Source organism: Thermostichus sp. OS-CIW-33, assembly GCF_054059615.1.
Genome location: NZ_JBSSCH010000003.1, coordinates 89,309 through 109,771, shown reverse-complemented (window position 1 = coordinate 109,771; position 20,463 = coordinate 89,309). Strand labels below are relative to the sequence as shown.

At 58.0% G+C, this 20,463-nt stretch carries 18 protein-coding genes; 16 read left to right on the top strand and 2 right to left on the bottom strand.

Translation table 11 applies throughout. The features are described 5' to 3' along the window. Positions 1–157 precede the first annotated feature (157 nt). The 12 genes from ACVWZG_RS03125 (at position 158) to ACVWZG_RS03070 (ending at position 14,348) form a co-directional block, all read left to right on the top strand. Entirely contained in the window at positions 158–1,135 is a 978-nt protein-coding gene (locus ACVWZG_RS03125; protein WP_457405103.1) for a hypothetical protein, read from the top strand. A gap of 58 nt (positions 1,136–1,193) precedes the next feature. Further along, positions 1,194–1,670 carry a hypothetical protein gene (locus ACVWZG_RS03120; RefSeq protein ID WP_457415193.1) on the top strand — a complete coding sequence of 159 codons (477 nt, stop codon included), beginning with the start codon at positions 1,194–1,196 and terminating at the stop codon, positions 1,668–1,670. Between the two features lie 64 nt (positions 1,671–1,734). Then, entirely contained in the window at positions 1,735–3,966 is a 2,232-nt protein-coding gene (locus ACVWZG_RS03115; RefSeq protein ID WP_457415190.1) for an argonaute PAZ domain-containing protein, read from the top strand. 70 nt (positions 3,967–4,036) lie between these two features. Next, positions 4,037–4,225, top strand: a complete 189-nt coding sequence (locus ACVWZG_RS03110; RefSeq protein ID WP_414374286.1) for a hypothetical protein — start codon at positions 4,037–4,039, stop codon at positions 4,223–4,225. A gap of 129 nt (positions 4,226–4,354) precedes the next feature. After that, complete coding sequence (locus ACVWZG_RS03105; RefSeq protein WP_457405107.1) at positions 4,355–5,590, top strand: hypothetical protein; 1,236 nt, start codon at positions 4,355–4,357, stop codon at positions 5,588–5,590. Between the two features lie 7 nt (positions 5,591–5,597). After that, a complete protein-coding gene (locus ACVWZG_RS03100; protein WP_011434289.1) occupies positions 5,598–6,095 on the top strand; it encodes a bis(5'-nucleosyl)-tetraphosphatase in 498 nt (165 codons plus the stop codon). Positions 6,096–6,480: 385 nt separating this feature from the next. Beyond that, complete coding sequence (locus tag ACVWZG_RS03095) at positions 6,481–7,725, top strand: response regulator (protein ID WP_011434290.1); 1,245 nt, start codon at positions 6,481–6,483, stop codon at positions 7,723–7,725. A 47-nt stretch (positions 7,726–7,772) separates the two neighbouring features. After that, positions 7,773–8,147 carry a response regulator gene (locus ACVWZG_RS03090; RefSeq protein WP_011434291.1) on the top strand — a complete coding sequence of 125 codons (375 nt, stop codon included), beginning with the start codon at positions 7,773–7,775 and terminating at the stop codon, positions 8,145–8,147. A 107-nt stretch (positions 8,148–8,254) separates the two neighbouring features. Further along, a complete protein-coding gene (locus tag ACVWZG_RS03085) occupies positions 8,255–8,803 on the top strand; it encodes a chemotaxis protein CheW (protein ID WP_011430974.1) in 549 nt (182 codons plus the stop codon). Positions 8,804–8,851: 48 nt separating this feature from the next. After that, entirely contained in the window at positions 8,852–11,089 is a 2,238-nt protein-coding gene (locus ACVWZG_RS03080) for a methyl-accepting chemotaxis protein (protein WP_414402785.1), read from the top strand. A gap of 1 nt (position 11,090) precedes the next feature. Further along, the gene (locus ACVWZG_RS03075; protein ID WP_011434294.1) at positions 11,091–13,862 is read left to right on the top strand and encodes a hybrid sensor histidine kinase/response regulator; all 2,772 of its coding nucleotides are present in this window, start codon (positions 11,091–11,093) and stop codon (positions 13,860–13,862) included. Positions 13,863–13,865: 3 nt separating this feature from the next. Further along, positions 13,866–14,348 (top strand): hypothetical protein, encoded by a 483-nt coding sequence (locus ACVWZG_RS03070; protein ID WP_011430968.1) that lies wholly within the window; start codon positions 13,866–13,868, stop codon positions 14,346–14,348. On the opposite strand, the gene ACVWZG_RS03065 is transcribed toward ACVWZG_RS03070, so the two are convergent. Beyond that, positions 14,324–14,875 (bottom strand): hypothetical protein, encoded by a 552-nt coding sequence (locus ACVWZG_RS03065; RefSeq protein WP_457405110.1) that lies wholly within the window; start codon positions 14,873–14,875, stop codon positions 14,324–14,326. The two genes, ACVWZG_RS03070 and ACVWZG_RS03065, sit on opposite strands and share 25 nt — an antisense overlap. Before the next feature lie 125 nt (positions 14,876–15,000). On the opposite strand from ACVWZG_RS03065, the gene ACVWZG_RS03060 reads away from it, so the two are divergent. Beyond that, complete coding sequence (locus ACVWZG_RS03060; protein ID WP_457405113.1) at positions 15,001–15,978, top strand: acetyl-CoA carboxylase carboxyltransferase subunit alpha; 978 nt, start codon at positions 15,001–15,003, stop codon at positions 15,976–15,978. A 295-nt stretch (positions 15,979–16,273) separates the two neighbouring features. Here the strand turns inward: ACVWZG_RS03060 and ACVWZG_RS03055 are convergent, their stop codons facing one another. Next, positions 16,274–18,049, bottom strand: coding sequence for a phospholipase D-like domain-containing protein (locus tag ACVWZG_RS03055; RefSeq protein WP_457405114.1), 1,776 nt, complete (start codon positions 18,047–18,049; stop codon positions 16,274–16,276). On the opposite strand from ACVWZG_RS03055, the gene ACVWZG_RS03050 reads away from it, so the two are divergent. From ACVWZG_RS03050 to ACVWZG_RS03040, 3 genes are all read left to right on the top strand, one after another. After that, positions 18,020–18,343 carry a fasciclin domain-containing protein gene (locus ACVWZG_RS03050; protein WP_414416458.1) on the top strand — a complete coding sequence of 108 codons (324 nt, stop codon included), beginning with the start codon at positions 18,020–18,022 and terminating at the stop codon, positions 18,341–18,343. The genes ACVWZG_RS03055 and ACVWZG_RS03050 overlap by 30 nt on opposite strands. A 67-nt stretch (positions 18,344–18,410) precedes the next feature. Continuing rightward, entirely contained in the window at positions 18,411–18,590 is a 180-nt protein-coding gene (locus tag ACVWZG_RS03045; protein WP_414349732.1) for a hypothetical protein, read from the top strand. Positions 18,591–18,780: 190 nt separating this feature from the next. Further along, the gene (locus ACVWZG_RS03040; protein ID WP_457405117.1) at positions 18,781–20,283 is read left to right on the top strand and encodes a DUF697 domain-containing protein; all 1,503 of its coding nucleotides are present in this window, start codon (positions 18,781–18,783) and stop codon (positions 20,281–20,283) included. The last annotated feature ends 180 nt before the right edge of the window (positions 20,284–20,463 follow it).

Below are 20,463 nucleotides of genomic sequence, written 5' to 3'. Positions count from 1 at the left end.
AATTCAGTGTGGGTGTTCAATGCAGGCGAGGTCGGGCCCAAAGGATGAGCCACGGTCTGGGTGGGCTTGGCACAGCCCTTGGGGAATGGTGATCGCCCTGGTTGGGATCTTGACCTTGCTGCTGCTCGGTGCCGGCTGTTCTGGCCAGGGGGAATCTGTGGCTTCCCCCCCTGCGTTGATCCCTCTCCCACCTCAACCGGGAACCGAGTCGATTCCCATGCCGGTGCGTACCCTGGGCAACAGCCGCTTCAAGCTCCTGGGCCTGACAGTGGGGGTGGCCGGGAGCGGAGCTGAGGTGTTACTGGATACCGGCTCGGCAGGTTTGCGCATCATAGCGACAGCAGCAGGTCGCTTTGGCCTGGAGCGGACGGGGATCCCTTCCACCGTGACGTTTGGAGATGGCACGCAATTTATCGGCGTGTTGGCCCGCGCCCCCTTCAGCATAGGCGGGATCCCCAGTCGAGAGCCGGTAACAATTCAGTTGATCGACCAAATCACTTGCGTGGAGCCACTGGTGGCCAACTGTTCCGACAATCTGTTTGGGCCAGGACGGCCTTTTGCTGGGATCCTAGGCACATCCTTGGATGAGCGCAGCCCCAACCGGGAGCTGTTTAGCCCGCTCACCCGTCTTCCGGGCAATTTCCGCTCTGGGTACATTATTCAAACGGAGGGCTTCAACTCCACCCAGGGCCTGTTCACGGTTGGCCTAACGGCTGCCAACACCGTCGGCTTCAATTTCCGGCAGTTTCCCCAGGTGGGAAGCTTTCCCGACGGCACCCCCATCTGGCGGGATGAGGCTTTACAAGTGGCCTACAGCATCAGCAACACTTCTATTCAAAATGCCCTCAGCCCCACCGTTTTTGACAGTGGTTCTTCCGACATTTTTCTCAATGTCAGGCTGTTGGGGGCAGCTCCTTTCTCCACCTCGACCTTGCCCCCCGGCGCTGAATGGCGAGCTGTGCTGGAGGGGGCTTTTGACTACCGCATTCGGGTTGGCTTTCCCATTACGCCCAGCTGGGATCGGATTTTTGTTAACGGCAACCAAGGAGTGCAACTGTTGGGCATGCCACTGTTTTTCAACGCCGACGTTGCCTTTAATATTGAAGGCGGTCGGATCGGCTTTCGCCTACGTTGAGACGAAGTTGTTTTCAACATCCAAAAGCATTGGGATCACTTGCGGAGAAGAACTTGCCATGTTCGGCCGAGCCTTGAAAACCGGGAACAGCACGCTGCACAGATGGCCTTGGGTTTGGGGGCTACTGCTGCTCTGTTGGCTAGGGCTGAGCGGGCCGGCTTGGTCGATCAGCTTGGGGGATCCCTTGCCGGAGTGGGCTGAGTCTGTGCAGGTGGGACGACAGCGGCTGCGCGGGGTGGAGCAATACCGCGGCCAGGAACAAATCCGCGCCTATGGCAACGAAGCAGGACGGGTGTTTTGGATTCAAATCAACAGCAGCGCTGACTTGCCCCCGGATTACCGAGACTATTTGGGCGAATACCAACAATTTCTGGTAGAAGCTGTAGAAGTGGCGCCGTTGCGAGCCCGACGGCTGCGCTTCCGCCAGGGAAATCGCAGCGCCGAGTGGCAGGTGGTGGGCATGAGCGGTCGGTTTCAGGCGGAGGCGATCAGCAGAGATTTGGCTCCGCCAGGGTTGTTTGGAGATCCCTCCTGAAGAGCAGGAGAATTAGAGCTTATCCTAGAGATCCTAGAGAGAAACTTGAAACTAGAGTCTGCCAATGAATTTACTCCAGAAGAAAGTTGAGGTTACTCTTAATCGCTTCTTCGTCAAGGAGCTAACTCAAGAAGAGCTCACCTTCTATGAGTATAGTTGCAGGCCAAACCCTCTTCCAGATCTAGGAGAGGAGCAGAGGGCTCTCTCCAAGATTTGTAATCAGCTAGGTGTAATGGCTGTTCGTCTGGGAAATCGCATCATAACCCGAGAAAAAGTTCCGGCCAGTAAACTCAAAACAGAGGAATGGGAGTTGGAAGAGCTTGGTTCTAAGGCTCTAGATTGTACAGACCCTACAGAGAGACAGGCTCTAGAAACTTTCGAGCGCAAGAAACTAGATTGGAGTCTAAGATCTAAGTACAAAAGAACAGAGATTGAGCGATCAACAGGAGGAGGATTGATCTGGTGGGTTACGGGTCTGGAAGGAGTAGAACGGATTGAAGGAGTAAAACCACTTTGCGGAGATGGGTGGGAGGTTCACAGAGGAAGAGAGCTAGACGTTGTTATTAGACAAGATAAGAAGCTCTATCTAGAGATCGACATCCGATACCATTTCTACAGCCCATGGACGCTGCATGAGTGGCTGGAAAATTACCCAGATTTCTCAATTGAAATTGTACGAAACACATACAGGACAAAAAATAATAAATACCCAACTTGGGAGTATCGAGGCATTATTTCCAATCAGTCGCCAAGGGAAGTATGGTTAGCGGAGCTAAACACTAGCTTAGCGGATTATCATGTACAGAAGTACGGAGCAACTCCAGAAGAAGTTGATGGCTCTCTGGTGGTTCAAGTGGTCTCCAGAGAACGCAATTTCAGACAAAAGGCAGAGCCTATCCTTCATCTATCGCGGAGACTGTCGCCTGTTTTAACTTTGGAGATGCTAGCAAGTATAGAAGATCAAAGATGGACTGGCAAAAAAGTTAGCTCCTTGGTTAGCGAGCACATCAGAAAAAGTTTAGAAGAGAGATTGAAAGAGTCTAAAGAGACCGCAAAAACTATTATAGAAAATGTCTACAATATTTCTGACTTTCAGGCTGATCCCCTAAAAGCAGAAGGATACATTATGCCAAGTCCAAGGCTATTGGGGTTTGGTCATAGACAAGTCCAAAACCCCGCGAGAGTTAGGTACCAAGGATGTGCAAGAGTTGGCGAGACAAAGTTTGGACTTCTAAATCTTGACGATAATAAACGTGAGTATCCTACTGAGGTTCGCAAGTGCCTACTTGAAGTAGCTAAAAAGAGCGGAGCAAGAGTTGAAATAGACTTTTACGCAACCCGTCAAGATTTGCCTGAAGGCGACCTTGCTCAACAGAGGTTTTGGCAAAGCTGGGCCGACAAAGGGATCAAAACCGTTCTGGTTGTCATGCCCTTGTCGCCTAATGAGCACAAGCAAAAGATCCGCTTGCAAGCACTTCGAGCAGGAATAGCAACTCAGTTTATGATTCCTGGAGCTGACCCCTACAAAGCTCTAAATGTCGTACTAGGACTTCTGTGTAAAGCTGCGTGGCAACCCGTGTTGCTTGAACCCCTCGATCATCCTGAGTGCTCCGAGCTTACCATTGGTTTTGATGTGGGGACGAATCGAGAGCTTTACTACGGAACCTCTGCCTTCGCGGTACTGGCCAATGGTCAAAGCTTAGGCTGGGAGTTGCCCGATATACAAAGAGGAGAAACTTTTTCCGGCGAGGCAATTTATCAAACCGTGTCCAAGCTCGTCAATAGATTCTACAACAAATTTCATCGATACCCTAGAAAGATTCTTTTGATGAGGGATGGCTTAGTTCAAAGAGGCGAATTTGATAAAACAATTGAGGAACTAAGAAAAGAAAAGATTGCTGTGGATATTGTTGGGGTGCGCAAAAGTGGCGCGGGAAGAATGGGGATTCAAGAAGAAGGCAGATATAAAGATGCTGCAATGGGCACTGTCATTTTTGACCATGAACGAAGGTCATTTATGCTCGTAACAAGCCAGCCCATTAAGAAGTCCTCGGTGCCAATTGGCAGCGCAAGACCGCTGCGAGTTGTCCATGAACACGGCAACACTCCTTTGGAAGTTCTGGCTATACAAACTTACCATCTCTCCCAGCTTCATCCCGCCAGTGGTTTTCAAGCCTGTAGGCTTCCTTGGGTATTGCACTTTGCCGACAAAAGCAGTAAAGAGTTCCAGCGCATTGGCAACAGCATTTTTAGTGTGCTGCAGAACATAAACCGAGAGAAGTTGATTGCCGTCTAGCCAAGGGAGGGGATCCCCACCTGCCGGCCTTGCTAGGATTGGGGGGGTGGTTGGTGTTGCAGCTATGGAGATGAATGAGGTCTGGAAGACCTTTCTGAGCAATCCTGTTCCGTTCTGTGGCGGTTTTCTCAGCGGCCTGCTGCGTTTGGATGTGAAGCAAGATCCGCTGCGCAGTTGGCTGGAGTCCCAGGGGCTGAGGGTGGAGGAGCCCCCGCCTTCCGGTCGCTCCGACGGCCCCCAATCCATTTCCATTGAATAGGCGTACTCAATCGGCGGGCAGAGAGTAGGGATCCCTTCCGAACGCTTTCTCTCAGGTGTGGGAAGCACTCTGATCCGGGCACAAGCAGCGACAAGAAGGGCAACAAGAGCAGGGTTGCGAGGTGAGCTGATGTTCCCTGAACAGTCCCAATTCAGGAAGTGGCAGGGATCCCTTCGAGGCTGGGGCTATCTCGGCGGGGTGGTGTTCCTGGCAACGGGACTGGTCGGTCTGCCGTCAGGGGATCCAGCCGTGGCCCAATCGGCTCCCTCTTCTCTTGCCAGCCCTAAGCAGGATCCCCAAGCTTGGCTGGAGCGCTACAACGCCGCTCTAGAGCAATTGCCCCCTTTGCCCAACTTGCAATATCGCCAACAGGTGCGGGTAGAGGGATCCCAAACCTTCACAGCCACGTTGGATGTGCTCTACCGCCGCGACGGCAGTTGGCAGGCTTGGGTAGCCGAAGGGGATCGCATCCGCCTCTTGGATTCGCGCCAATTGGAAGTGGTGAACCAGTCGGATCTGCTGCAGCTGTATTCGGTGTATGTGAGCCGACCGGAAGCCCTCTTGCCCTCGGTGAGCTTTTACTTGAAGGCGGATCCCAGCCGCTACCGCGTCCTCTCCTCAGAACGGGTGGATTTGGCTGGATCCCCTGTCCAGCACTTGCGCCTAGAGCCCATTCAGGAAGGCCAGTTGCGGGAGCTGTGGCTGGATCCGCAGTCGGGGCTGCCGCGGCAGGTGTTGCTGTTTTTGTCGGGGGTGTGGGGGCAGGCCTATGTCCTGATGGGGTTTACGGCGGTGCCAGCTCCCGAGGGAGGGGAGCGCTACTGGCTGCCGGAGAGCACCCGCATCAATTTGGGCTATGGCTTTTGGACCCTGGAGGGCCTGAACCGCCGCGTGTTCAGGGGATCCCTGTCCATCCAGCATGACTACCAGGACTACCGCATTTTGCCAGAAGGGACGCAGTTGCGCTTTTTGCCTTCGCAGCCGCCGGTGGATGCGCCGCCGGTGGTAGCCGGCCTGCCGGGGAGCGCTCCTCAAGCGGAGTTGGGAGATGTGCGGGCCTTGGGAGTGGATGAGCAGGGCAACCAGCAGTTCAGCATTGGCCTGGGCCGGCGCTCCAGCCCGGACAATTCCTTGGAAGACCGAATCGTTGCTTTCAACCTAACCCGACCCACCAGCCGCAACGCCCTGACCCAAATCGATACTTTAGCTCTTTTGCCTCTGGGGAATGGCCAGTTGCCCATCTATCTCTTCCAATTCGACACCGGTCGCCCCCTCTCGCCCCTGCAGGGGGTAGAGCGCCCGCAGGTGGATCCCAACGAGGTCTTCGCTCCTAAGCCGCCAGCCATCAAACTCTTTGGAGATTAGCTCCCCAATGCTGATAGATGCTGCCTATGGGGTGATCCCCATCCTGCCCCACCCACCCGCCCAGGAAGCTCCCGGACCCGGCTCTTCGCATTTGTATCTGCTCATCCAGCACCAGAAGGGGCATTGGGCTTTCCCAAAAGGGCACAAGGATAGCTCCGAAAGCGACCTGGAGGCGGCGCAGCGAGAATTGCGAGAGGAAACCGGCTTGACCGACTACCAGCTTCTGACCCTGCCCGGCCAGTCTGACCCTTTGACGCTGCAGGAAGCCTACACCTTTACGGATCCCGAGGGGAACCGAGTGGCCAAAACCGTTACCTACTACGTGGCCTTGTTGCCGCCCCAATTTCCTCCTCCGGCCCTGCAGGTGCAACCGGAGGAGGTGGCCGCCTACCGCTGGTGCTCCTACCCCGAAGCCTTGGAGCAGATCAGCTTTGAAGAAAGTCGGCAACTGCTGCGCCGCTGCCAAGCCCACCTGGAGCAGCTTTGGAAATTGGAGAAGACCTAAGTTCCGTATTTTTACGGAAGAGGTTTATCGGGGTTACCTTTATCTTGTCTTGCAGGCTTTCCGTGGGAAGTTCCCGAGTAAGAAAGCCAGCAGACAATCTGAGAGCTAGCCTTCACCTTTAGAGATTGGCTGATGAGCAATAGTCATCGATCTCCCCAGGAGGAGAGTTTTTCTGAATACGGATTGAACGCTGAAACTGCCTTTGAGTTCGTGCAGCCTTGGCCGTCTTGTTGGGCTTGGCTCATCTAAAGATCTCGTCTGGGTCAGGGCTGGGCTTGAACTGTATTCTGGAAAGCATTTTTTCACCGGCTTGTGGGGTAGCTAAGACTTCAGTCGTGTCATCAACCTCAGCGCAGGAAATTGTCCGAGCACGTCCTCTCGACCCATGAACCGTCCCCCCGTCTGTACAGAAGTCTCGGCCCATCTGCTGAACGCAGAGGTCAGCTTCACAGGAGTTGTTCGGTATTTCAGTGCCTTGGACAAAGGGGAGGGGCTGGGCACTTGGTCATTGGTGTTTCACCAAGGTCGCCTGGGGTTTGCTCACCACAGCTTGGAGCCCTTGGAGCGCTTGGATCGCCACCTGCGTCGGCTCAGCCATCAAGTCTTTTCTCTGACTCGCCAAAATTGCCTACGCATCCATCGGCAGGTGGAGGCGCTATTGGCTCAGGAGACTGGGCCTCTACCTGCAGACCTTCTGGGGCTGAGTTGGATGGTAACGGAGCAACTGCTGCCTTGGGAAGCTGCGCGCAGGTTGAATGCTTGGATCGGCGAGGAGGTGCTGCAAAATCTGTTGCTGGTTCCAGGGGGCTTTCAGCAGGAGATCATCCCACTGGACAACGTGCCCACCCTGGGCCAGTGGGATGGGGGATCCCTGCTCGACCTGATCCAGAAGCGGCTACGGGCATGGCAATCTTTGGGGCCTGAGATCACCTCCCCCTACCAACGGCCCTACTTTGCCAGCCGGGCCCAGGCAGAACGCCTTCCCGCCGAGCAACAGGAACGGCTAGGCCGGTTACTGAAGGGGTTTAGCTTCCGCCAGTTGAGCGCCCTTCTCGATCAAGACGACCTCCAGATCGCTCGCCGCCTACATCCTCTGGTCAAAGCCGGTATCCTTGTCCTGCGGGATCCCCAGCCCCCCTTTGATCGGCTGCCCAAAACCTACTCGGCCAAGCTTGAGACAGAATCACAGCCCTCAGAAACTCCTACCGTCCCTCTTCACCTGGCCAACGGGCTTGCAGATCTAGGCCCATCTCCCCAAGCCTCGAAAACCTGGATTGTGGCCTGTATTGACGACAGCGAAGCCATGCTCAGCGAGTTGCAGCGGTTGTTGGAAGGGCACAACCTGGTCATTCACACCATCAGCGACTCTTTGAAAGCCCTGATGAAGCTGACCACCCTCAAGCCAGATTTGATCCTGCTGGACGTGGGTATGCCCAACGTGGATGGCTACCAATTGTGCAGCCTCATCCGCAAATCCTCCGTGTTAAAGGATGTGCCGGTGGTGATGGTCACAGGCCACAAAGGTCTGATCGATCGGGTGAAGGCGCGCCTGGCCGGTGCCACCGATTACCTGACCAAGCCCTTTCGGCAGGAAGAATTGCTGCAGATGGTGTTTCGCTATCTCAGCTAGGGATCCCTCTAAAGGTTCGTCGAAAAAGAGATAAGGAGATGTCGATCATGGTGAAAGTTCTTGTGGTGGAAGATGTGGCCTCGGAGCGACAGCTCATCAGCGATTACCTCCGCTCAGAAGGCTATCAGGTGGTAGCGGTGGCCAACGCCCAAGAGGCATTGCAGCAGATCCGCAACGACAAACCCGATGTGGTGCTGACGGACTTGGTCATGGAAGGCATGAGCGGGCTGGAATTGTGCCGCCAAATCAAGAAAAACCCGGAAACCCAAAAGTTGCCCGTTGTGGCCTGTACTTCTAAAAATCAAGAGCTGGACAAACTCTGGGGCATGAAGCAAGGGATCGATCTTTATCTGACCAAGCCTTTTACCCGCGAAGACATTTTGCGGGCCGTGAAATCAGTAGTGCTCAGCCCGAGCTCATGATTTTTGCCACTCCTGTCCTTGCTGAGCTGCGCCTCCAGTTAGGATCCCTGTGATTATCACGAATTGTTCTCAGGAGATGTCTTAGAATTGGCAGAGCGAGAACGGCAATGGCGGTAGCTTTCTCCCCACACAGCCCTACTTCTACCCGTACCGGCGAGCTGTACTTACATCTACAGTTGGGGGTAGACTGTCGGGCCCTTTTGCCCATGGCATTTGCCCAGGAAGCTCTAATTGTTGGCCCGCACCACTTTACCCTTCTCCCCAACCAGCCCGCATGGGTGCTGGGCTTGTTCAACTATCGCAATCGCATTCTCTGGGGACTGGATCTGCCGCAATTTCTCGGCCTAGAGCCCTTGGACTTTGGGCAGCCCGAACACCACTTGGTGGTGATGCGCCCAGAATTTGGGGGCTCTGCATCGCCAGTGCGAACAGGCTTGGGCCTGGCAACCCAACACGTGAAAGGAGTAGCTCGAGTGCCCGCCGAGGAGATCCAACCCTTAACAAAAGCCCAGGCAGCACAAAACAACTTTCGACTGGAGAACTTCTACGACTCTTGCAAAGGGCTGGTGTTGGAAGGGGATGAGCCTCTCTGGGTGCTCGACCCTCTTGCCATTGTCCAAAAGCTCAACTCAGTTGATTCCTCGGCAAACCCTTGATCTTGGCGACCTTTTCCCCGACTTACCCTCACTTAAAGGCAAAATTCTATGGTTTCCTTCCGTCCCCTCTTTCTCAGGCCTGCTCCATCTTCCCGGCCCCAACGCAAAGTCGCGGGATCCCGCCTGGCCCTGGCAATCAGTTTTCCTCTGGGCATCAGCTCCCTGCTGTTTGCCGTCTCTGCCGGCAGCGTAGCCCGCACCTATTTCGAGTTCGAGCCGGCGATCTCGCGGCAGTTCACCCTGCAAAACCTGAGCGATCAGGTGATCTATTTGGATGAAGTCTTGACCATGTCTGCCCGCATGGCCGCTGCCAGCGGGGATCTGTCCTGGGAAGAGCGCTACAACATCCATGTCCCTCAGTTGGATGAGGTGCTGGCGGAGATTCAGCAATTGGATCCCGCCTCTTACGAAGCCTATGCAGCCAAAACCACAGCAGCCAACATCAAGCTGGTGGAGTGGGAAGTGCAGGCTTTTGATCTGATTCGGGCCGGCGAGCAGGAACGGGCTTTCAACTTGCTGCACAGCCCTGAGTACGAAGAGCAAAAGCGCATCTACGCCGAAGGGATCAACCAAACCCTGGAGGCCATTCGCAGCAACATTCAGGCCAGCGTCCAGCTTTACGAGCAAAATCTGCTGCAGGCTTTGATCTTTTCCGGCATCAGCTTCCCGATTCTGCTGCTGAGCTGGGGGATCATTTTGATCCTGGTGCGCAACTTTGTGCGGGAACGCAACGCCACCTACGAGCGACAAGTTTCCGACACCCGACTGGCCCAGCGGTTTGCCGATATTGCCCGGATTCGCCAAGAGCAAGAGCTGATCGATCCCCTAACTGACTTGTTGGGCGAGATGCGCCAGCGCTTCGGTGCCGAACGAGTGGCCTTCTATCGCTTGACCGCTCCCGAAGAGGCGCAGGTTATCGCTGAATCTCACGACAGCCGCCTGCCCGACACCTTGGGCACCCTCCTCCGCAGGATCCCGGCTCCGATCCAGCAGGCTCTCCACGGCGGGCAAGTTTACGCTTTTGGCCCGGTGCCTAGGCCAGATCTGGGCGCCGACTACCTGCAGAGGCTGGCCACAGCCCAACTGAAAGCCGAGATGATAGCGCCGGTGGTGCGTGGCGATGAGCTTTACGGTTTTTTGGCAATAGGCCGCGCCCAAAGCCAGAGCTGGTCTGACGAAGAACAGAAAACCTTGGCAGAGCTGGCCAACCGCCTGGGTCAAGCTTTGGGTAACCTGGGGGCGCTGGAGCAAAAAGCCGTGGCCGCCCAGGAACGGGAGCGGTCGGAAGCGCTGCAAAGAGAGCTGCTGCAGCTTATCAGCGAGGTCACAGAAGCCTCGCGGGGGGATCTCACGGTGCGGGCGCAGCTAACAGCCGGACAAGTTGGCATCATGGCGGACTTTTTCAACGTCATTATCGAGAGCTTGCGCGACATCGTGATTCAAGTGCAGCAGGCCGCCGGTCAAGTCAACCAATCCATTGGTCGTGACGAGGCAGCCATTCGCGAGTTGGCCGAAGCCGCTCTCCGACAGGCCACCCAAATCGAAGAGACCTTGCGCTCTGTCGAGCAAATGACGCTCTCAATCGAGGAGGTAGCCGATAAAGCCCAACAGGCCGCCACCGTTGCCGAATCTGCCGCCGCCACGGCCATCAACAGCAGCTTGACTATGGATCGCACAGTGCAAAACATCCTGCAACTGCGGGAAACGGTGGCCGAAACGGCCAAGAAGGTGAAGCGGCTGGGGGAATCTTCCCAGCAGATTTCCAAGGTGGTGTCCTTGATCAACCAGATTGCGCTGAAAACCAACCTCTTGGCGGTGAACGCCAGTATCGAGGCAGCCCGTGCCGGCGAAGAAGGGCGAGGTTTTGCGGTGGTCGCCGAGGAAGTCGGGGCACTGGCGGCCCAGTCGGCAGAAGCCACCCGCGAGATCGAGCGCATTGTGGAAGGGATCCAACGGGAAACCGGCGAGGTGGTACAGGCGATGGAAACCAGCACCGGCCAGGTGGTGGAGGGAACCCGCTTGGTGGAAGCAGCCAAGCAGAGCTTGGGACAAATTGTGGAAGTCTCGCGGCAGGTGAACCAGCTCTTTCAGGCCATTGCCCGCTCCACCGATGCCCAGGCAGATGCATCTCAAACGGTGCGCCAGTTGATGCAGCAAATCGCCAACATTGCCGCCCAGACGGCGGCAGCCTCGCAGCAGGTGGCCAACTCTCTCCAGGCTACGGTGGCGGTTGCCCGTCAGTTGCAGACTTCTGTGTCCACCTTCAAGGTGGGGGAGGCGGTTTAGCATGGGGCCGAATCCCACTTCCCTCGACCCACGCGAGTGGCAGGTTAGGCTGCAGTTTTTGGACGAAGCCCAGGCTTACCTCGACACCCTGGAGGCAGGGGTGTTGGGCCTGGGATCCCAGAGTTTGGATCGCCCCCGTTTGGATCGCTTGCTGCGGGCTGCTCATTCCATCAAGGGCGGGGCGGCCATGATGGGCTTTCCGGTGCTTAGCGACTTGGCCCATCGCCTGGAAGATGGTTTCAAGATCTTGCAGGTGGATCCCCAAAAAGCCGACCCCGCAGTGGAGCGCAACCTCTTGGCGGCGTTGGATTGCATGCGCCAAATAGCCCAGCAGCACCGCCAGCAGCGGCTTTTGGACGAATCTTGGCTGGCAGAGCGGGTGCAGCCTCTTTTCGATCAATTGCGAGAGCAGTTGGGAGAGTTGCAGCCTGAGGACAACGTCCAAGTCCTGGCAGCAGAGGCCGGGGGCGATATGCGGGTGCTGCTGTTTGCAACCGAGGTGGAGGCCTGTCTGCAGCGGTTGGAAGGTGTGCTGGCCCACCCCGAGCAGCCCTGTTTGCGGGAGGAGTTTCTCATTGCTGCCCAAGAGCTGGGGGCGCTGGGGGAAATGTTGGATCTGCCTGCCTTTGCCACCCTGTGCGGCTCAGTAGTCCAAGCTCTGGAGACGCTGCCGCCAAATGCCAAGGAGCAGGTGTTGCCCGTTGCTCAGGCGGCTTTACAAGCTTGGCGACGCTCGCAGGCCCTGGTGCTAGTCGGTCAGGTCGCTCTTCTCCCCAGCTCCTGGGATCCGGCAGAGCCTCCAGTTTCCCCCCCGCCAGAAGCCCCTCCCCCTGCAATGGCAGGAGCCACCGAGCTGCCGGATTCGATTCCAGCCGGGGCCAAAAGCGCTGCCGAGATGCTACGGGTGCCGGCTCGCCCTCTGGAACAGTTGGGGGAGCTGTTGGGAGAGCTCATAGGGGAGCGCAACCGCTTAAACAGTCGCCTGCAACGGCTGCGGGAGCTGGTCAGCTTGTTCAAACGGCGGGTTCGCACTCTAGAAGAAACCAACAGCCGCCTGCGCAGCAGCTACGACCGCGTCGCTGCCACCGTGCCTGCTTCTGTGCTCTTGAAAAAAGAAGGGGATCCCGGCCTGACCTTGGCCGATACCTTTGACCTCTTGGAGATGGATCGCTATGGAGAGATGCACCTGCTGACCCAAGAGGTGATGGAAACCGTTGTGCAAATTGATGAGGTAACCCACGATATCGACACCACCCTGCAGGAGACCGAAGGCAGCGCCCGCCAGCTCAGCCGCCTCTCCAGGCAAATGCAAACCCGTCTCGACCAGGTGCGCATGCAGCCTCTATCGGATTTGACGGATCGCTTCCCCAGAGCGCTGCGGGAGCTGAGCTTAGCCCATGGCAAGCCCGTGGAGCTGCGGGTCTTGGGGGGATCCACCCTAATCGAGCGCTCGATTTTGGAGGCCTTGGCGGATCCCTTGTTGCACTTGGTGCGCAACGCCTTTGACCACGGCATCGAGGCTCCAGACACCCGCCTGGCCCAGGGCAAGCCGGCCAAGGGCCTCATCGAAATTGCCGCCAGCCAACGGGGCAACCGCACTCTGATCACGGTGCGAGACGATGGGGCAGGGATCTGTCTGGATAAAATCCGGGCCCGCGCCTTGCAGATAGGGTTTTCCGCTGCCGACCTGGCTGAGGCCAGCTCCCAGGAGCTGCTGGAGTTGATCTTCCAGCCGGGCTTCAGCACCGCCGAGCGAGTCAGCGAGCTATCTGGACGGGGAGTGGGTCTAGACGTGGTACGCACCAACCTGCAACGAATTGGCGGCCAGGTGCAGGTGGAATCTTGGCCGGGACGGGGCACGCTGTTTACCCTCACTCTGCCCGTTTCTTTGAGCGTCACCCGCGTGCTGCTGACAGAATGCCAGGGGTTGATGTTGGCTTTTCCGGCCAACGCAGTGGAAGAATTGCTTATCCCCCCGCAGTTGCCTGCCGATTCCTTTCTCTGGGAAGGGGAGCAGATCCCTTTAATTCCTGTGGGCCACTGGTTTCGCTTCGCGCGCTGGCAGCCTCGCCGGGAAATTGACGAGACCCCCCTTCTCGACCGACCTGTGGTGCTGCTGGTGGTAGAAGACAACCGGCCCTATGGCCTGTTGGTGGATCGCTTTTGGCGGGAGCAAGAGGTAACTCTGCGCCCGGTGGAGGGAGGTCTGCCTCTGCCGTCGGGATTCTCCGGCTGTACGGTTTTGGCCGATGGGCGAATCGCTCTTTTCGTGGATCCGCCTGCCCTCTTGAGCTGGCTGCTCGCCCAGCGGGATCAGCCCTGTCAGTCGGCAAGGGATCCCCTTCCCCAGCCCAGGTTTGCCGCCCAGCCCACCCTGCTGGTGGTGGAAGATTCGGTCAACGTGCGCCGCTTCTTGGCCATGACCCTAGAAAGAGCAGGGTTCCGGGTTGAACAGGCTCGCGACGGACAAGAGGCCCTCGAGCACTTGCAGAGAGGAATTCCCATCCGAGCGGTGATTACCGACATTGAAATGCCGCGGCTGGATGGCTTTGGCTTGCTGGCCCAGATTCGTGCCCACCCCCTGTATGACCAGCTTCCCGTGGTCATGCTCACCTCCCGCAGTGGCGAGAAACACCGCCAACTGGCCCAGCGGCTGGGAGCCAGCGCCTACCTCTCCAAGCCCTTCCAGGAACAGGAGCTGATCCAAAAGCTGCGGCAACTGCTGCAACCAGCCTCTTCGGCACCTTCCACCGGCGTTTTGATGGCGAGGTAGTCCATGCCCCTGCTTTCCCCTCTGCGCCTGCGTCGTCTGGCTCGGCAAGAACAACTGAGAAACCGGCAGACCTTGATTACTTTCCAACTGGGCTCCTACTGCTTCGGCCTCCCTGTTGATCGGGCGCGGCGAGTTTTTAGCTGGGCAGAGTTTCAGCTTGCTCAGGAGGGCGGCCCCCAGCTTTTGGATACCGGTCGTTTGTTGCTGGGCCGAGGGATCCCTTTTCAACCGGAAGGGGTTATTCTGTTGCAGCCAGGCAGTTCTGAGGACGGATTGTCCGACCAGATCGACAACCCAGAAACAGGGGCTCTGCCCATTCCCACTCAGCCCCTCCTGCGCCGCCTGACATCCTCCCAGTTGCAGCCTCTCCCCAGCCGCTATGCAGCTCAGGCCCGCCAAAGGGGTATTGTGCAGTGGATCCCGCCAGTTGAAGGTCAGCTCCCCCTGTTGGTGTTCGACCCTCATCTCTGGCCTGCCTGTTCTTGAGAAGGGAGAAGGGGCAGTTGCAGCTCTGGATTCTCCACGCGGGTTAGCTCCCAGCGGAAGTGCTCCCCACCCCGTCGCTGCCAATTCAATCGGAAGGGTTGCTCCAAGGCGTTCACCTGATCCCGCGTCAGGTTGGCTAAGGGGCCGCCGGATCCCTCGATCACAAACCAGAGAGTGGCCTGTCCTTGGCGACTGGGATCCCCTAGGTCGAGCTGCACCTGCAGCGCTTGGGGTTGGAGGCGCAAGCGAAAAAATTGCCCGAAGATCTCGCGGCTGTAGGCCAGCGCCCGCTGCTTATCCAGGCCCCAACCATCGCTATAGGCCTCAGATACCAACATCTCCACCTGATCCCAGTTGCGCTGCTCCACCGCCCGCAGCAATCTCTGGGTGTGGGCCCGGATTTGCCGCTCGGGCCGCCCGTAGTGCCAAAAGGCTCCCACCCCGATAGCCAAGACGACGGATCCCACCACCCCCCAGCGCAGCCAGGGGGGAAGGGGTGAAGGGGGAGAATGGAGAGAGGCAGACAAGGGATCCCTCTTGGGCTGCTCCCTCTAGCCTACGGGATCTACATGTGAGAAGATCAAAGTCCCATCCCCAAATCTGTGCAGCCTTTGCCGGTCACAGCACGCTCCCGAAATTTAGCCAACCGGTCATGACCAAGTCCACCGACCGCCTGCTGCTGGAGTTTGAGCAGCCTGTTGCCGCCCTGGAGCAACGAATTCAAGAAATTCGGGCCTTGGCAGAAGAAAACGACATCGATGCTTCTGAGCAGATTCGCCAATTGGAAGCCAAAGCCGAAGAGCTGCGCCGCGAGATCTTCAGCCAGCTCACGCCAGTAGAACGGCTCCAGGTGGCCCGTCACCCCCGCCGCCCCACCACCCTGGATTACGTACAGACCATCTGTGACGACTGGTTTGAGCTGCACGGGGATCGCCACGGCCAAGACGATCCGGCCATTGTGGGCGGGTTGGCCAAGCTGGGGGAGCAGCCGGTGATGATCCTCGGCCACCAAAAGGGCCGCGACACCAAAGACAACATCCACCGCAACTTTGGGATGCCCAATCCTGCCGGCTACCGCAAAGCCCTGCGGCTGATGGAACATGCCCACCGCTTCGGCCTGCCCCTGCTCACCTTCATCGATACGCCGGGGGCTTACCCAGGCGTTAAGGCGGAAGCCGAGGGCCAAGGAGAGGCCATTGCCACCAACCTGCAGACCCTTTTCCGGCTGGAGATCCCCATCATCTGCACCGTCATCGGCGAAGGGGGATCCGGAGGAGCATTGGCCATTGGCATTGGCAACCGCATCCTGATGTTCGAGCACGCCGTCTACTCCGTGATCTCGCCGGAAGGCTGCGCGGCTATTCTCTGGAAGGATGCCAAGAAGGCTCCCCAAGCGGCGGCAGCCCTGCGCATTACCGCCCAAGACCTGCTACAACTGGAGGTGATCGACGAGATCCTGCCAGAGCCGGTTGGCGGCGCCCACCGCGCGCCCTTGGAAGCTGCTCAAACCCTCAAAGAGGCTCTTCTCAAGCATCTCAAGGAACTTTCTAGCCTGAGCGGGCGAGAATTGCGCGAGGAGCGCTACCAAAAGTTTCGCCGTATGGGAGCGTTTCTGGAGCTTTCTGAATAGACTTATGCATCCCTGATTTATAGTCGTTTCAGATTAGGGTGAGACACCTGGGCCATTGATCGCGCCAGCGGGACGGAGTCCTTGAAAAGCCTTTTGGCCCCCTGCATTATTGCTCTGCAACGCCGATGCGACCAACATTTTAGGCGTGGGTGCAGTGTCCTGGTTTGAACTGAAATGACTATATTTGGGGTTTAATTTGGGGTTTATTCGAGGGGAGAGGCCCTTTAGGAGCTGCTCTGGGATGAACTTCCGAAAGCACTCCGCGCCCTCAACCTGACCAAGAGGGGGCTAACTCCTACCAGGTTACCCGATCCCGCAGCTGCTCAATCCGGGCTGGGCCAATGCCATTGACCCGTTGCAGATCCTCCAAAGAGGAGAAGGGGCGGGCCTCGATAATGCGCTGCGCCAGGGCGGGGCCAATGCCGGGCAACTGTTCCAGCTCCGCCGCCGTGGCCGTATTCAGGTTAACGCGAGGGGATCCCCCAGGAGACGCCACCGGAAAAGCAACCGACGGGGAAGGGGATCCCGCCTCAGGAGGAAGAACGACCTCGACTTCCAGCAGCTCCGGCTCCGGTTCAGGCAAGGAAGCGGCAACGGGGACGGGGTTGGGGCAGCGACGGGACGCCTCTTCTGCCTGCTGTTGCAAGCGGCGGCTGGGGCCAAAACGGGCCTCGGCCATCAGCCGGTCGAACTCCCGCACAAAGTGATCCACCACTCGGCCATTGCGGATGATCAGGAAGTTTTCGTCGTTGAGGTGGTTGGCCGAGACCGACCAGTTGTTGGATCCGGTGATCACCGTGGCCTGAGGAGTGCCGGGATCGATGATGGCAAACTTATGGTGCAGCTTATCGCCGGGGGCGAGGTTGGGTATGCCTACAGACTGGGCCGGCAGCGTCCAGGGCAGGCGCGCCGCCTCCACCTGGCACTTTTCGTCGGGGAGCAACAGCCCCCACATCTCCAGGGTGCGGCTGTAGTCCCGGAAGGCAAAACCAGGGTCGAACACCCCGCGGATTTCTACGTTGCGCTCCTGGCGCAGTTGCCTGAGTTGGTTGGCAATGCCCGGATCCGTAAAGACGAACAGAGCCAGATCCACCTGTTGCCGGGCTTGGGCCAGGGTGGCGGCAATAATGCCGTTGGAGGTGGCTTCGTAGGGCAGGGAGCGACTGGCAGGAGAAAAGTGAACCCCCACAATGGCATCGTCAATGTACACCGTTTCCAGGGAACGCTTGAGCTTCTGCACGCCGAAGCGGCTATCGGTCAAGCCACCGGGGCCATCGCCCCACATGAGATCGAATTCCTCGGTGTAGAGGCGGGCCAGCTCCGGGCTGTCCAGCAGCAGCAGATGGTTGGCATTGCCGACACTGCCAGGCGCATCAAAGTCCCCGTGAATATCAGAGAGGGTGAAATTGGCCGAGCCGGTCAAGACTTTCTGCCCGTCGATCACCACAAATTTGTGGTGCATCAGGCCACTGCCCTTGGAACCATCGGCGGTATCGTCCAGCCAGGGCACCTGGCCTCCATCCAGCAAGGCGTACACATCTCGGCTGGCAATCTCCTCGGGCGAAAACCGTCCATCGCGGTTCACATCCACCAGGTTGCGGTACTCCTCGAACTTGCGACGGCTGCGCTCGTCCAGCGCCCGCACTTCGGCAGGGGTGAGCTGGTGCCAGGCTCGCACGTAGGTGTTTTCAGTAATAAAACGCACAGGGATCCCCGCCTGCCGCCGCTCCACTAGGGCTTGGGCAATGAGCGGTAGGTTCAGCTCTTGCACGGCAATATCCACCGACTGCCGAGCGGAGCGAATCTGGGAAATGATCAACTCTTCCAGGTTGTAGCCGTAGCGGCGGATCTGGCGGTAGGGATCCCGATAGGTGCTCTCCCGGCTTTGGTTGAACTCCACCCGGATGCGGGGGTGCTGCGGCAGAGGGGCCAGGGTGGGCAGCTCCGGCTCTTGGGGGTAGGGTCTGGGCCGAGGACCCACCCAGTAGCCGATCAAGACCAGAATGAGAAGCAGAGCAGCCCAGGGCAGCCAGCGGCGGAGTTGCCGCAACCACGACGGGATCCCGTTCATGGCCTTTCTCCTCTCCAGCAATCACACCCCCAGGATACCGAACTTTATCGCAGCCACTTCTGGGGCAAGGTGTCTCTGGGGGGTATTCTCACCTATCACGTGGTTCCCGGTTTGGCCCCTTCCGACGCCCTCAGAGCCGGCCAGCAGGTGGCGACCTTACAGGGATCCCCGGTGACGGTCACCCTCGAGGGAGGACAGATCCGCATCAACAACGCCAAGGTAGTTGTGGCAGACATTCAAGCCTCTAACGGCATCATCCACGTCATCGATGCAGTCTTGATCCCGCCGCGTTAGGAATTGGGCCACCACTTCGGGCATCATAGAGGCATCGAGATCCAGCACTTTATTGGGGAGATTCAGCGTGGAGCGGCCTAAGTGGGTAGCAATCGTTACAGGGATCCTGGCCATTGCTCTGGGGGTGGGCTACTTGCTGCTGGCACAGCTGTTGGATTATCGCGGGGGCGAGTTTTTGCCGGCACCGCTGGAGCCGCCGGCGATTTTGGGAGAGGGGATCCCTGGCTCATTGGGCCGGTTGAGCTGAGGGTGTTTTTGACTCCCCGCTCCCTTCTCTGGTCTCTTGCTCAGCTACTTCTCAGCAAAGCTCTTGACAAAAAAGCTCTCGACAAAACTGTATGCTCAGCTACAGCAAGCCCTATGCTGGAGAAGCGACTCGGATGGCTCAGCAATTTTGGGTTGCTTGATTTGAAGATTTGGGCAGGCTGTGGGTTGGGATGGTGTTGTCGCGCTCCACTTGGGTGTGGTTGTGGGCAGGGCTGGGTTTGGCGGCCCTGAGCCAATATCTGCAGTGGGTTGGCGGGATCTACAGCTTCGTGGCTCCCCACTCCGAGCCTCTTGCGGATCTGGTGGTGGGCGCCATCCTTGGGGGGACAGCAGCAGCAGGTCTGGCAGCGCGCCATTGGTGGCAGCAGGCTGGCCGACGGCAAAGTGCTCCAAACCAGCGGACACAACCGCTGCGGCGGGTTAAGTTAACTCGGAATCAGGTGCAAGCCGATCTGGAAGATGCCGATCGCCTGATCCAGAAGCTGCAGAATGACATCAGTCGCCGTGCCCTGCGTGCCAAGCTGCAAGAGATCAATCAGCGGCTTAACCAGGAGGAATTGCATCTGGTGGTGTTCGGCACCAGTTCCGCCGGCAAGACCTCGTTGATCAATGCCTTGATGGGCCGACCAGTGGGCGAAACAGCCCCCACCCTGGGCACCACCCAGCAGGGATCCATCCACACCTACCAATTGGAGGGCTGGAACGGCCCCATTTCCCTTACCGACACACCTGGGCTGCTGACGATTGGGGGAGCAGGTGAAGCGGAAGCCCGCGCCCTGGCCCAGAAGGCGGATCTGCTGATCTTGGTGGTGGCCGGAGACCTGCTGGCTTCGGAATATGCCGAAATGCTGGAGTTGGCCCGGCTGGGCAAATTCGCCATCCTGGCCCTCAACAAAACCGATCAGATGCTGCCGGAGGATGTAGAGACCATCTTGGCCCATTTGCGCCGACGCACCGCCGGTGTGATCCCCGCCGAACAGGTGGTGGCCATCGCCGCCGATCCAGAACCCCTGAAGGTTCGCTACTACTCCGAAGATGGCTCTGTGCGGGAAACTTGGGAGCCGCAGCCCCCCGATACGGAGGCCCTCATCCAACAGATGGCTCAACTGCTGCAGCAGAAGGGATCCCACCTGCGCTTGGCCAATGCCTTGTTGCAAACCCGAACTCTCAGCGAAGCCGTCCAGCAGGCCCTCCAAGAAGAACGTCGCCAACAGGGTCGCCAGATCGTGGAACGGATGCAGTGGGCCACCGCTGCTGCCCTGGCGGCAAACCCTCTTCCTGCTTTGGATGTGCTGGCAGGAGTAGCCATTCAGGCGCGCATGATTGGGGAACTGCACCAGGTGTTTGACCGACGCATTACCTTGCGCCGGGCCCAGCAAATTGCCCAGAGTTTGGCGCAAATGGTGGTGCAACTGGGGGGGCTGGAGCTGGCCACTCAGGCTTTGGGCTCTCTGCTCAAGGCCAGCCCCTTGATGGTGATGGGGATCCCCCTGCAGGCAGTGACGGGGGCCTATCTGACACGGGTGGCGGGGCTCAGCTACCTAGAGTGGCTGTCTTCCGGGGATCCCTGGCAAGAGGAAATCCTGCAAGAGCGGGTTAGGCAGCAGCTCCAAAACCGTCATCCTCTGGCTTTTCTCACCCAACTGGCCCGCCAAGCCCATTCCAATAGCTAGTCCAAGCATCCGTCTTTTCGCCGCCACAGGCCCAACCTATCCCGTTCTCCGCCCGCTGCGGAAAATCCATTACTCCATTACACTGAATACAGCTTTCTAAATACAGCTTTTTCTGATACAGCTTTTTCTGGGCTTGACTTTGTAGAAGTTCTGTAAATCAGCGGGATCCAAGTCACAGAA

Bases quoted from the DNA above. Each gene is read 5' to 3' on its own strand.
- ACVWZG_RS03120 (WP_457415193.1), top strand. From the start codon at position 1,194: ATGTTCGGCCGAGCCTTGAAAACCGGGAACAGCACGCTGCACAGATGG.
- ACVWZG_RS03115 (WP_457415190.1), top strand. From the start codon at position 1,735: ATGAATTTACTCCAGAAGAAAGTTGAGGTTACTCTTAATCGCTTCTTC.
- ACVWZG_RS03110 (WP_414374286.1), top strand. From the start codon at position 4,037: ATGAATGAGGTCTGGAAGACCTTTCTGAGCAATCCTGTTCCGTTCTGT.
- ACVWZG_RS03105 (WP_457405107.1), top strand. From the start codon at position 4,355: ATGTTCCCTGAACAGTCCCAATTCAGGAAGTGGCAGGGATCCCTTCGA.
- ACVWZG_RS03100 (WP_011434289.1), top strand. From the start codon at position 5,598: ATGCTGATAGATGCTGCCTATGGGGTGATCCCCATCCTGCCCCACCCA.
- ACVWZG_RS03095 (WP_011434290.1), top strand. From the start codon at position 6,481: ATGAACCGTCCCCCCGTCTGTACAGAAGTCTCGGCCCATCTGCTGAAC.
- ACVWZG_RS03090 (WP_011434291.1), top strand. From the start codon at position 7,773: ATGGTGAAAGTTCTTGTGGTGGAAGATGTGGCCTCGGAGCGACAGCTC.
- ACVWZG_RS03085 (WP_011430974.1), top strand. From the start codon at position 8,255: ATGGCGGTAGCTTTCTCCCCACACAGCCCTACTTCTACCCGTACCGGC.
- ACVWZG_RS03080 (WP_414402785.1), top strand. From the start codon at position 8,852: ATGGTTTCCTTCCGTCCCCTCTTTCTCAGGCCTGCTCCATCTTCCCGG.
- ACVWZG_RS03075 (WP_011434294.1), top strand. From the start codon at position 11,091: ATGGGGCCGAATCCCACTTCCCTCGACCCACGCGAGTGGCAGGTTAGG.
- ACVWZG_RS03070 (WP_011430968.1), top strand. From the start codon at position 13,866: ATGCCCCTGCTTTCCCCTCTGCGCCTGCGTCGTCTGGCTCGGCAAGAA.
- ACVWZG_RS03060 (WP_457405113.1), top strand. From the start codon at position 15,001: ATGACCAAGTCCACCGACCGCCTGCTGCTGGAGTTTGAGCAGCCTGTT.
- ACVWZG_RS03055 (WP_457405114.1), bottom strand. From the start codon at position 18,049: ATGAACGGGATCCCGTCGTGGTTGCGGCAACTCCGCCGCTGGCTGCCC.
- ACVWZG_RS03040 (WP_457405117.1), top strand. From the start codon at position 18,781: ATGGTGTTGTCGCGCTCCACTTGGGTGTGGTTGTGGGCAGGGCTGGGT.